Below are 12,157 nucleotides of genomic sequence, written 5' to 3' on the forward strand. Positions count from 1 at the left end.
ACGTTGCATTCTCGGAAGCAGCCGCCGCCATCACGGATTTCTGACGCATTGAAATGGGATGCGGTTTAGGCATGAGAGAGTTCACATCTGGGTGTTCGAAGAGCAGTGACGACAGAACGTCGGGCATGTGAACGGTGCTGAAATGCCGGCGCCGCGCGGCGCGCGGCGCGTCCAATACGTCGGGCGACCTCCTCGCCATTCAAACGCGAGAGCAAGCTAAGTCCAAAACGGAGCCGGTGAGGACTAACAATTCAGCAACATCTTTTCACCATGCCTTGCTGCGATCGGCGACCATATCTGCCGCGCGTTCGGCTGTCGGACTCACGCCGGAGATTGCGCTTAGGAAGACCGGAGCCAAGAACGATGACGCTGTCGGCACGCATATCCGACAGACGAGGGAGCGGACCGCGAAGCATCATCACTGCACGTCGTCGACGGACTGCTCCATCGAGATGCTGATCTGCAGCCGATGTACGTCTCGCGGAATGGTGAGTCGGATATTAACGGGCGTTTCATCCGAGGGCGCCGAAGTGCGCGAACGGTTACCACGCGTGCGCGGGATCTCTTCTTCGATCTCCCTACCCAGCCGTTCGAGTTCTTCCTGCAGGTCTTCCAGTCGTGCCATGACCGATCTCCACGACGAATGCACGATGTTGCCGATATAGACACCTGCGGCAAACCGGTAAGTCCGAAGATTAATCCCTCGTGGGTAGCCGTTGCGCGCTGTTCAACATTTTTATGCGTTGTCGACGTCAGCGAGACAGCCGCGTCAGGCGACCAATGCGCGAATCCTTGAGGATTTCGTCGGCGCTCTCGCCCAGTAGCTGACACTGCTCGTAGAGCAGCCCAATGAGCCGCGCTTTCTTCCTTGCATCAAGGGGCACTGGAAGGCGTTGCTCGACCCGCTCGACGGCTTCCATCACACTGTCCAGTGTTTTCTGATCAAGCCGGTACCGCACATCACGATCGAGAATCATGTGACCGTCGCCCGTCAGCAGCCATATGGGGTCCACCGAAAACCGCTCGTATAGCGCGCGCAGCAGTTCGACGGGGATCGTGCGCTCGCCACGCTCGTAATTCGCATAGGCACGTAGAGACAGCCCGAGCTGACGGGCCATCTTGTCCTGCGAAAGTTTGAGATGCTCGCGCACCTGCGCAACGCGCTGATGATACGCCCCGGGATCCGCGGTGCTTGACATGTTTCTCTCACCTTCCTAGAGTGATTTCGTACCTTGATTATAGGTACGTTCGAGTAACGGATAAGCTTCGACGTGCCTGGACGAAAAGAGCTGTTGGTGGACAGGCGATGCTTCGACGTGTGATGGAGGAAAAGTGGCTAGCAGGCGCTTCTACACGCTGGAAGAAATCGCGCACGAGCTGCATATCGCACCGGCGACCGCACGTAACCGCCTGACGCTCGGGCTGCCGATGCCACCATCAATTCGTGTGGGGCGCCGTCGTCTTTTCCCGGTCGACGAGTATGAAAGATGGATCTCCTTGCAACTAACCCACTCTGGCGGTGGCGAGGCCGCATTGGACACCACTGAGGACGCGGCCCACGATCAACACGGACCGTCTCACGACCCGACTTAGCTGCGCAACCTCTGTTTCATTCACTGAATTTCCACTCAAGCGATGACGCTGTACTGGATATCCCATCGTGCCGGTTGTTATCTCCTTCGTCTCCACCAAAGGCGGCGTCGGTAAGACGACCGTCGCCGCTAATCTTGGCGGCCTGCTCGCAGCCTTCGGCCTGAAGGTTCTCGCGATCGATGCAGATGTCCAGCCGAGTCTAAGCAAGTTCTTTCCCGTCCATTACCGTTCATCGCAAGGTCTGACTGCCGTCGTGACTTCAGGTGGCAATCCGTCGGCCGACTGTATCAGTCGCACGATTTTCTCGAATCTCGATCTGATCTATTCCGATACGCCGGATGCTGCGCTACAGGCGTGGCTCAATCGCCGTGAGGATCGCCTGATGATCCTGCGCCGGGCGATGCGCAGCCCGCTCATGGAGCCTTATGACGTTGTGCTGATCGACACGCAAGGCGCGGTCGGCGAACTGCAAAAGTCCGCGGCGATGGCGGCCGACGTGATGGTGTCCCCCGTGAAACCCGATGCGCTGAGCGCTGGCGAGTTCGCCACGGGCACGATTGCCATGCTCGACGAACTGAACCGGCTTGCCGACTTCGGAGAGTCATTCCGTTCCGGCGACTTGCTTACACTGATCAATGCGCATGAACGCACCACTAATGCACGGACACTTGCAGCTGTATTGCGAGCGCGGTTCACTGGCCATCCGAAGGTAAGGGCCCTCAGAACGGTCATTCCGTCTGCCGCCGCGTACGCGGCGGCTGCGACGGCGCGCGTTCCCGTGCACGACTTCGATCGCCGCCGGCAGTTCGACAATTCGGCCTGGAACGTCATGCATCGCCTTGCGTGGGAACTGTTCCCGTCGCTTGCGAACGTCTATGCGGGGTCTCCGCGGCCCCCGATCGACTGCGCGGCGCCTGCTGACAGTGGACAGGGAGCAGTTGCATGAGCGCGCCGGGAGAGCCGGTCAGTGCAGCACGTGAGCGTCTCGCCGCGCAGCGCCTGGACGTGCTGCCGCCGGGCGCACGCACGCCAGATCCGCAGCTCACGTCGGTTATCCGACTCAAGATCACCGATGTGATGGCCTATGAACGCAATCCACGTCGCGCGTCGCATGAGCGCATCGTGGAGCTCAAGGAGTCGATCCGCACCAACGGCATCGAGCAGATCGTGACGGTGACCCGCCGTCCGGGCGCGACGCGCTACTTGGTAGCGAAGGGCGGCAATTCGCGCGTGACCGCGGCGACGGCCCTTTACGACGAAACGCGCGACGAACGCCTTCTCTACTATGACTTCTTCTACGTGCCGTATCCCGGCGAGGCGAAGCTGCTGGCCGCTCACCTCCGCGAGAACGACCAGCGCGCCGATCTGTGCTTCTGGGACAAGGCGAATGGTTATCTCGCACTCAAGGCGGATCTTGAAGCCGAGCGGGGCGAAACGCTGTCGCTGCGCGAGTTCTCGCGGCTGCTCGAACAGGAGGGGGCACCCGTGAGTCACGTGCTGCTCGCGCTGTTCCAGTTCGCGGTCGACCGGCTGTCGGCACTCGGACCGGCCACGGTGTATCTGAGTCGCCGTGCGCTTGTCGATGTGATTCAGCCCGGCATTGGCATATTGCTGCGCCTGGCGCGACGCCTTGGTTTTGACGACCATTGGATGCAGGAGCGGGTGATCGATCCGCAACTGGCCGGCATTGCTGCCCGCTGCAGTCTCGACGATATCGGCATTGTGGCGCAGCACACGCCGGAAAGGACTGTCCCATTCGACGCTGCACAGTTGGTGGACGGACTGCGACTACGCCTAGCGAGCGAGCTTGGCGTGCCGCGCGGCGCGCTCGACCGGATGTGCCATCTGCTCGAGCGGATGCCGGATGCCGCAGCCGATGAGCTGCTTGAAGTAGGTGGCATACCAGTCGCGCGACGTGAAACCTCATCCGTCGCATCTGCTCCAGAAACGAATAACGCATCGGCAACACGGAGTTCATCGGCCTCGTCGGATCAGGGCGCTGGTGACGAGGCGCGCGCCGCGCAGGCCGCGAGCGGGTCTGTGTCAAACCCGACTGCTATCGAGAGACGGCCCTCCGAAACGGGCGCAGCGCCGGATGGCCTGCAACGGGCACCGGATGACGGGTCCATGCTGATGGCTGGTGACATTGACGGGATGCGCGTTCCGCAAACTGCGCCGCCGACACGGGAGGGTGAGATCTTCCGGGAGACTGTGTTCGCTTTCGCACGGAGCTGCGGTCTCGATGGGTGCGTGCGTGATGCGCCTGGATTGCCGTACGGGTTCATGATCGAGCCGCCACCACTGGGCAGGCCGCGCTCTTCGCCCGACACTGACGTGCATCGTGATGAAGCTGCACTCACACGGTATCTCGGCTGGTGGTGGCTGGTCTGCCTGTCGCGGCAAAACACCGCAACGGGCCTCACCCGCGTGCCCACCGATAGTCTCTTTGCGCACATGGCTCGCGATGATGAGGCGTGGAACCATACTTGTGACGCGAGCGTCGGCGAGCCGTTACTCGCTGACCGCATGGACGTGATGTTCGACGTCATGCTCAATCCAGATCACCCAATCGGTCAGTGGTGGGTTGAGCTCATTCGCGTGGCGCGCGCCTTCCGCGCGGTCTATCCCGAACGGTTTGCGCTGACACGCTGGCCCGAACCCGGTGCTTACGAGCGGCTTCAGCGAGGGGGGCCATGATGGACAGGGCCTTCCTGCGTCTAGAAAGCGAGGCGCTCGAACGTTTCGTGCTGCTCGAGCTCATTGCCTTCGCTTGCACGACAAATCGGCGCGCCGTTGCAGGTATGGAGGATCGCGAAGTTTCATGTGAAACAGGTTTGATCGATACGACGTCACGGATAGACCGATTGCCAGACGGAGTTCGGCGTGTGCTCGGCGATGCCCGCTCGCCAGCGCTCGCGCGCGATCTGCTCAGCGCCGGTGCATTGCGCGTCTTCGTGGATGCCGGCGCGTTGCAGCGTCGCTGCGAACTGATCGAACGGCAGTGGCGCGATCACGATCTGTTGCGCGCGTTTGTAGAAAGGCAGGCGAGCATCCCGATGATCCGCGCGTTTTTCCGTACGGTCACGCGCGTAACGATCGCGCAGTTGCGGGCTGAACTGAACGTCGCCGCGCCGACGAAACCACGCGCACTCTCGCCGTCCGAATTAGACACGCTGTTCGATGCGTGGGGCACGCTCAACGACATCGTCGATTTGCGCGAGCGCTATCTGGTGCTGCATAAGCGATGTGAGGGCCAATGGTCGCTCGCCACGCTTTTCGCGGCACTGAACGCGGACACGGGAGCGTGCCGCGCATCTTCTTCCCATCAGGAGCCTCACTATGTACGACATGCGACTTGATCCGGACGGCAATCTGCTACCCGGAAAGACCTGGGACGATTCGCCCGGACTGCCGCCTGCCGAGGCCGAAATGGTTCTCTCGATGCTCGATGTTCCGATCACGATCGACCGCTGTTTCGTCGAGATCTGCGGCGACCTCGCTGCGGCCGCAATGCTCACCGAACTGTCGACGCTTGAAAGCGATGCAGGGCACCAGCACGCCTGGCTTCAGGTCGAGCCCGATGAGTTCGAACGAAGACTGGCGCTTACTGAGCCGCAGCAGCGCGCCGCGCGGCGGCTACTCCGATCGAAAGGCCTGATTGTGCATAGACGGCGAAAGACGCTCCAGGCGGACGAGTTCCGCGTCCTGTGGCCGGCCGTCCTCGCGTTACTTCAGCGCAAGGCGGAGGAACGAACGGCCCATATCGTCTGGCCGCCCATACATCCGAGCCATCCGAGCCATCCGAGCCATCCGGACCAGCCCGAACAGCTGGAGGAGGTTGAATCATGATGCCCGGATGCCATCCCTATATTGCTGAATTCGAAGCGATGTGGGCGATGCTGAGGCCCTACCGTCCCATTGCTTTCGGAACACGGCTCGCCCGCATCACCGGACATCCGAAGCAGGCGCTCCTGCTCTCGCAGCTCGTGTACTGGACACGCCGTGGGCGTGATGTGGACGCCAACGGCGGGTGGGTCCACAAGACGCGCGAACACTGGCTGCTGGAGACGGGGCTGTCGCGTGAAGAGCAGGAAAATGTGCGGCGACGCCTGCGGAGCATGAAACTGCTGACGGAATGGCGCGGTGGCCAACCCGCGCGTATGCACTACCGGCTGGAGGTGGACGCAATTTCGAACGCAGTTCAATTCACTTGCCCAATGGTCGCGCAGCTTCCATCGTCGATCGAAGCGATGCGGATGGATCAGTTCGCGGGCGACGCCTTGCTTGGGCCGACTGTCGCGTACCGGCGCATTTTTGTCGACCTGGTCGGTAACGTGAACGCGGCATTGCTGCTCTCACGCATGGTGCAGCTGCAGCGACGTGAGGCCGATCGGCAATGTACCTGGTTCACGCTCACGGCCGGAGAATGGCAGCGGACGCTGGGCCTGAACCGGCGCAAGCTCGAGAACGCGAGAGCGCGGCTCGTGAGCCAGGGGCTGATTCGCGAGCTTACGCGCCAGTGCACCGGCCGGCGCGTGTTCACCCAGCTCAATGCGGGCGAACTGAAGCGCCAGCTTGAACGCCTTGTGTCGCGTGGTGAGATGCGCGAGCGGCTCGCGACGCGCAAGCACCTGCTCGCGCAGAGTCTGCGCGAGGAAGAGAAGCGTGCGGCCGCAGCGACACCGTCGGCTGTTACCCCGGGTAACAGCTATCCGGGCAGCACTGCAGCTCATACGCCGCAGGTATTCGCACGGACGACCGAACGCCCAAAGTCGCCAACCGGAAGTGTCCGACTGAATGTCAATATGCCCATGGCGCCCCTGCGGTCGGCGGGTTTGATCCATTACCGATGGCGGGAAACGTGCGTTGCAGACGCGCGCGTATACGGAAGGATTACATACCAGACTACAACGACCGGCGGCCCGGCGATCTCGCCAAGCGAGCGGCCGAATCCGGTTGTAGTGGGGATCGATCGTCCTTTCTCGCAACCGCTCGCCCCAGACGGCGTCGGTGCGCTCGTCTGGCCAGCGATGGTGGTCGAGAATGACCGCGCACTGATCGCCTCTCACCTGGCACGGATTCCTGCTGCGGACAGGCAGACGCTGCTGGACGAAATGGCAGCAGGGCACCGGCACCAGCCGGTGCAACTGCCCGTCGCGTACATCGCAGGTCTCGTGCGCCGCTTTCTCGCGGGAGACTTTATCGCCACCAGGGCGCATCTCGAACGCGCGGCGCGGAAGCTGGCAACGCAGCACGAGGGTGCGAACGCGGCTTCGCCAAGCTCCCACGACGCCAGCGACTTGCCGCCATCAACGCGCGAGACTGCCTGCCGGCATCTGGCGGCGATCCGCGATGCACTTCGCACACGGACGGTACATCGGCCGACGCGTCTATCGTCGAGTGAGTTGATTAGTCAGGCGGGTCCCATGCCTGACCGTATTGGTCACGCTTGCCGGCTACACCCGTATGCCAGCTCATGATTGCCATTGCGCTGCTGTTACCCGGGGTAACGGCAACCCGGCCTGTCGCCCGCCGACTACGCGCGTGTTACCCCGGGTAACACGACGAGCACGCCGTTAGTTGTCGCTGAAAGTCTATCTTTGAGGAGCCTGACATGGAGCCACCGCCCAGCGCTATCGACCCATCTGCCGACGCATTCGCACGCTCTGCGTCGTCGCCGTTTGCCGATGGCTATGACCTCGACGCAGAGCGAGTGATTCTCGCGCACCTCATTGCCGAGGGCGATCCTGATCCGGCTGATCCGCTGTTCGGGCGCTATCAGTTGCTTCTCGAACGCGAGGAGGCGCTGAATCACATACGCGAGGTGCACGCGTTGCGACAGGGCAGCGATCCGCTGGTACGCCCGCACGAGGCGCAGGCCATCAGCCGAATCGGCCAGCTCGGCAGCGACGGCGTGGACCGCATGCGGTTGCATACTCGGGATGCGATGCGGCTCTTTCTTGGGCGATCGATCGCGCCAGGCGAGCAGGGCCATCCGATGGCAGGCGGTCGCCGCGTGGCCGCGTCCCTGCGCGCGCTGTGGGCGCTGTCGGGCAACGACAATCCGTACGCGGACTGGAAGCTCATTGAGATCGCGGATCGCATCGGCGGTATTCGGCGCGCGAACGAGCTCGAGCAGCAGCATGCCCGCCAGTTGCTAGAGGCTGCGCGCGAAAAAGGCCTTGAGTATTCGGTGCTGCAATCGCGCGAACCTGCACACGTCTCGCTCGAGTTTGGCTCGCCATACGGTTACATGATCGTCATGCTGCTCGTCGAGCTCGACTATCTGGTGCGACTCGTGCGTTCGGCAGTCTTGCGCGACCTGATGTCGTCGACAGAAGGCTTCCGGCGCATCGGCTCGGCCAAGCACCGGTGCCTTTCCGTGTTCCATTTCGCGGTGCACTGCCAGCGCGTGCTCACGCGCGCCGAACTGCTGCCGCTTTCGCGCGTCGACTTCCTGCCGAATGCGGATGCTGCCGCACGCGAACGCGTTGAAGCGGCGCGTTCGCTGCTCGGTGTCTTGCCCCGGGACGTCTTTACCGGCACGCGTGAGCCACGTCACAGCCGGCGGCGGGTGAGCCGCCTGTCGGATGCGGAACTGCGGCTGCTCGACAGTGTGCCGCTGTCCGGGGACGACGCGGTCGCGAAAGCTGCATCAGGCGCGTTAGTGCAATGATGCGAGGACTGCGGCAATGACTGACCGACCTTCGGATCTGGATCGACGTTCAAAGGCCTTTAAGGGTAAGGGAGCCGGCAGCCCTGCGCCAGCGATGGCGCTACCTGTATCACGGATCGCGGGCGACGCCGGGATACGCGTGCTGCTGCGTTCGTACGAGCACTGGCTCGAGGAGACGGTGACCGAAATGCAGACGCTGGCGCTGGAGAGCGCGACCACCGGGCTCGACGTGTCGCTCCGCTGCGTACGGATCGCACTGGCGAGCGGCGCGACGCGCCATCGTCTCGATTGGTTCATCCGCGGTGAGCCACATGCGGTTGCCTGGCCGCGCGTGAAGGAATGTTTCAATCGCGTTCCCGCGCCGCTACGGACGTATCTGCAGCAGTGCCAGATTCGTGCCAAGGAGCTCAATGCACTCGAGTCGGTCTTCCGGTATGCGGCGAGTCAGCTCGCGATGTACCTGGAGCACGGCACGGTGAAAATTCGGCGCAGCGATGAGACGTGAGACAGATGCGGAGTTTCGTTCGAGTGTGATTGGCGGACATCGGGTTGACGCAGGGCACCCGAATAAAAGAAGCAGGAGTGGACAGCGCGTCCGATAAACAGGGGCAATGCTTGATGAACGGAGTCGGGAATGGGAATCTATGCAGAACTCGTCGGTAATGTGCTGGCGTCGCCAACGATGAAACAGGTCAACACCGCCAGCGGCACGCGCCGCATTGTCGAACTGCGCGTGATGTCCGCCAGTTACCGACGGCTTGAGGACGGCACGCTGGAGCAGCGCGACGGACGGACGTTCCCGGTCGACGTGACCATCTGGAACGAACGCCTTAAAGAGCGCGTGCTTCAGCATATCCGGACCGGGGCAAGTGTCGTCGTCCGCGGCGACTTCTACGTCAGCCCCTGGATCAATCGCGACAACGAGGCGGACGCTGGCGCGCATATCGACGCCGAGTCCATCTCGCTGAACCTCGTGCGCATCGAACAGGTGGTGTATCGGCCGCGCCAGCCGCGCGAAGGTGAAGTTTCCGGTGGCTCATCATTGAGCGAGGGCGGGGGCGAGCAGGAGGGTTCGGCCGATGACGTATCGAATCCGTCTGGGTTGACCTCGGAGGGAGAGTCACCTGCTGAGGACCCGGAGGGTGACACGGCATCCCCGGGGCAAGCCGCGAGCCGGCGTTCGCGCCGGGCGGCGCGGGCGCAAGGCCAATGACTCGCAGCGGTGCTCGCGTGCCAACGGACGAGTGGACGATGCGTGACGGCGCCTGTCCGATCAGGCCGGACGCCGAAGAAGAGCGCATGTTACGGGCCCTCGTGTTTGAAGGCGCGGCGCTCGCACACCGCGGCCCCTACGTTGCATGCTTTCGTGGCTGGCTCGTTCGAGTTTCGCGTGAGAGTTCCTTCGATGCCGATTGCGCAATGCGAGTTACCGCTGAAATTTGTTGCCGCCATGGTGGACTGCTATGGCGCATCAGGTTGCTTGCGAACGTCTGAGTCGGCAGGCAGATCATCAGGTCGACGTTCTCATGCCTGCTGGCGATGGTTGCGAGCTCCAGATGATGTTCGAGCGACAACGCCTGGACTGGGTCAAGGGACGCGGTAACAAGTGTTCTTGCTCAACCGCGGGCGAGAACGTCGCGAAAATCTTCGGCTCGTCGTGAGACGTCACTGAATGGGTTGGCCCGCATCATGAGTCGGCAGGTGTTCATGCAAGATTCTCTGTCGCCGCATACGCGCCGGATGAGGAGGTGTCTTGTTTCAAAGAACCCGAAGATTGCGAATGCGTCCGATTCGCGGTGAGCGCTGGAGTATGAGTTCCGTAATGTATTCGGGCAGCAGCGCACGCGGTATGTTGGGCGGAATCCCTTCTACAAGTTGCGACGGGACCTGAACAATGAATTGGTCGGGATCGCTTTGCAGGCTGTGCTCGTAGCTAACTCGGTAATCCATGTGACGTGCCGTCTGATAGGCTGGAGCGGATGAAAGACCCAATATGGCGGTCGTTTGCTGATTTTCAATATCGAGCGACGCCCTTGGAGCGACTCAGCCCGGGTGATACAAGGGCGCGGACGGGAGCCGGGGCTGGGAGGGGATCGCCTATTGCCTGGTCCCGCATGTTTCTCGTCCTTCCAATGACGCGGACTGCACGAAGGCTTGTCGGCGGCAACCGGCATCTCTGGACTCTACCTGTGTCGCCGGTGCCCAGCAAGGCTTGCGCGCGTACCGGCTTCGCGATACGGTTGCTGGGCTGGCTTTCGACGGTTGCCGTCCACATACCCGGCAGGAAAACTGTCGGCCAGTCTTGATTACCGAAAGAGGAAGAGGTTAATGAATAAACAGGAACTGATTGATGCGGTGGCGTCGGCTACCGGTTCGAGCAAATCCATCACCGGCGAGGCGATTGATGCCGTGATTGGCGCGATCACGAACGCGGTTGTGAAAGGCGACACGGTGCAACTGGTCGGCTTTGGCTCGTTCACCCAGGGCAAGCGTGCCGCGCGCACCGGCCGCAATCCGGCGACGGGTGAGGAGATCAGCATCGCCGCGGCGAAGATCGTAAAGTTCACGGCAGGCAAGGCGTTCAAGGACGCGGTCAACGGCGGTTAACGGTAGGCGCGCGGTCCCATAAGGGGTTACCTGAAAGGCGGCGGTTGCTCCGCCGAGCGTTGCTACCGGATATACGGCGCGAGCACCTTGCCGACAAATGCGGAAGCGGCATGCTGCCCGAACTGTTCCTTAAGTCGGGCGTTGAGCGCATCGCTGGACGTGCCGTTCGCATGGGCCGCGTCGGTGAGCGCGGCATGGGCATCGAGCACATCGGCCGCCGTGATGTCATACCCGGCGCCGGCGTCGATCCAGCGCAGCGCAGCCAGGCCGCAGCTCATCGCGAACGCCGGCTGCCGCTGCGCAAACTCACGTGCTGCCCGTATCAGGGTGCGTGGATCGGTCGGCCCGGTCTGGATGAGCGACGTCGCGAGATCGAAGAGTCCCGCGTCCTTCGCGGCAGCAAACCATTTGCCTTCCGAACCCGGCTCGCTTTCGATGAGGTCCTGGAGGATCGTGGTCTGCGACAGTCCGGGATACTTTTTCACGATTGCGCGGAAGGTCGCGAGGTACGTCCCCGAGCGGTTAGCGGCGATCGCATACCGCTGGTAGGCTTCGTCCGCCATGCCGCTGGCGAGCAGGATCGTTTCACATGTGAGGGCGATGGCACTTTCTGGCGTATGGGCATCACGCGACTGCTCGGCGTAACGTAGCGCGTCCGCGGGCCGGCCGAGCGCTACCAGCGCCTTTACGCCCCATTGCCGGTACCCCCACCATGTCATGCGCGCCGAGTCGACCAGAGCAAGAAGTTCCTCGAACCGCTGCGCGACGTAAAGCGCACTCATGCACGCGGTTGTTCCGACAAAATGTCCACCCTGGCCGTGGGGGCCGATCACATGCGCCGTGATGGGCAGCAGCCTGTCCGCCCATGCGGAGGCCATATCCGGTGTCGCGCAAAGTTCGCCCCATGCATCGGCAAGGTGCTCGATGTATGGTATCTGGTCTTCCTGCAGTGCTTCGAAGAGACGTTCCAGCCACGCCTCTCTGATTGGGGAATCCACTTTTGCGGCGGCAATCAGGGGAGCCAGTGCATCGATTGCCCGGTTGACTGCGGTGCCCATCGCACCGGAAGAACTGTCGACCTGTTCCAGTGCCGGAGACACTTTCTCCAGCAGCAGCACCGCGCCTTCGGCAGCAAGGATGGCATCAGCGCGCGCCGCCTGCCGGATCTCGGCAACGGCTTTCTTCAAGCGCTGGATCGGCAAGGCGGATTTCCAGCCGAAGGCGTTACGCCGAAAACGGGCGGCGAAGGTCCATCGATGTGGGTTCTTATGTGACATCGCG

At 62.4% G+C, this 12,157-nt stretch carries 13 protein-coding genes; 9 read left to right on the forward strand and 4 right to left on the reverse strand.

Going from position 1 to position 12,157, the window contains the following annotated elements; genetic code table 11:
- Positions 1–418 precede the first annotated feature (418 nt).
- Entirely contained in the window at positions 419–625 is a 207-nt protein-coding gene (locus NQV17_RS16625) for a hypothetical protein (RefSeq protein ID WP_257773072.1), read from the reverse strand.
- Between the two features lie 127 nt (positions 626–752).
- A complete protein-coding gene (locus NQV17_RS16630; protein ID WP_257773073.1) occupies positions 753–1,199 on the reverse strand; it encodes a helix-turn-helix domain-containing protein in 447 nt (148 codons plus the stop codon).
- 461 nt (positions 1,200–1,660) lie between these two features.
- On the opposite strand from NQV17_RS16630, the gene NQV17_RS16635 reads away from it, so the two are divergent.
- From NQV17_RS16635 to NQV17_RS16670, 8 genes are all read left to right on the forward strand, one after another.
- The gene (locus tag NQV17_RS16635; RefSeq protein ID WP_257773074.1) at positions 1,661–2,539 is read left to right on the forward strand and encodes a ParA family protein; all 879 of its coding nucleotides are present in this window, start codon (positions 1,661–1,663) and stop codon (positions 2,537–2,539) included.
- On the forward strand, positions 2,536–4,290 hold the full coding sequence (locus NQV17_RS16640; protein WP_257773075.1) for a ParB N-terminal domain-containing protein: 1,755 nt from the start codon (positions 2,536–2,538) through the stop codon (positions 4,288–4,290). Before NQV17_RS16635 ends, NQV17_RS16640 begins: the two co-directional genes overlap by 4 nt.
- On the forward strand, positions 4,287–4,952 hold the full coding sequence (locus NQV17_RS16645) for a hypothetical protein (protein WP_257773076.1): 666 nt from the start codon (positions 4,287–4,289) through the stop codon (positions 4,950–4,952). Before NQV17_RS16640 ends, NQV17_RS16645 begins: the two co-directional genes overlap by 4 nt.
- Positions 4,933–5,442, forward strand: coding sequence for a hypothetical protein (locus NQV17_RS16650; protein WP_257773077.1), 510 nt, complete (start codon positions 4,933–4,935; stop codon positions 5,440–5,442). The genes NQV17_RS16645 and NQV17_RS16650 overlap by 20 nt, the downstream gene beginning before the upstream one ends.
- A complete protein-coding gene (locus tag NQV17_RS16655; protein ID WP_257773078.1) occupies positions 5,439–7,073 on the forward strand; it encodes a hypothetical protein in 1,635 nt (544 codons plus the stop codon). The genes NQV17_RS16650 and NQV17_RS16655 overlap by 4 nt, the downstream gene beginning before the upstream one ends.
- A 134-nt stretch (positions 7,074–7,207) precedes the next feature.
- Positions 7,208–8,269 carry a PFL_4669 family integrating conjugative element protein gene (locus tag NQV17_RS16660; RefSeq protein ID WP_257773079.1) on the forward strand — a complete coding sequence of 354 codons (1,062 nt, stop codon included), beginning with the start codon at positions 7,208–7,210 and terminating at the stop codon, positions 8,267–8,269.
- A gap of 16 nt (positions 8,270–8,285) precedes the next feature.
- Positions 8,286–8,774, forward strand: a complete 489-nt coding sequence (locus NQV17_RS16665; protein WP_257773080.1) for a hypothetical protein — start codon at positions 8,286–8,288, stop codon at positions 8,772–8,774.
- A 129-nt stretch (positions 8,775–8,903) separates the two neighbouring features.
- A complete protein-coding gene (locus NQV17_RS16670; protein WP_257773081.1) occupies positions 8,904–9,482 on the forward strand; it encodes a single-stranded DNA-binding protein in 579 nt (192 codons plus the stop codon).
- A 545-nt stretch (positions 9,483–10,027) separates the two neighbouring features.
- On the opposite strand, the gene NQV17_RS16675 is transcribed toward NQV17_RS16670, so the two are convergent.
- Positions 10,028–10,219, reverse strand: a complete 192-nt coding sequence (locus NQV17_RS16675) for a hypothetical protein (RefSeq protein ID WP_257773082.1) — start codon at positions 10,217–10,219, stop codon at positions 10,028–10,030.
- A 378-nt stretch (positions 10,220–10,597) separates the two neighbouring features.
- On the opposite strand from NQV17_RS16675, the gene NQV17_RS16680 reads away from it, so the two are divergent.
- Positions 10,598–10,876, forward strand: coding sequence for an HU family DNA-binding protein (locus tag NQV17_RS16680; RefSeq protein WP_257773083.1), 279 nt, complete (start codon positions 10,598–10,600; stop codon positions 10,874–10,876).
- Between the two features lie 62 nt (positions 10,877–10,938).
- On the opposite strand, the gene NQV17_RS16685 is transcribed toward NQV17_RS16680, so the two are convergent.
- Positions 10,939–12,153, reverse strand: coding sequence for a hypothetical protein (locus NQV17_RS16685; protein WP_257773084.1), 1,215 nt, complete (start codon positions 12,151–12,153; stop codon positions 10,939–10,941).
- Positions 12,154–12,157 lie beyond the last annotated feature (4 nt).

This window comes from Burkholderia sp. SCN-KJ, assembly GCF_024656005.1.
Lineage (GTDB): Bacteria > Pseudomonadota > Gammaproteobacteria > Burkholderiales > Burkholderiaceae > Burkholderia.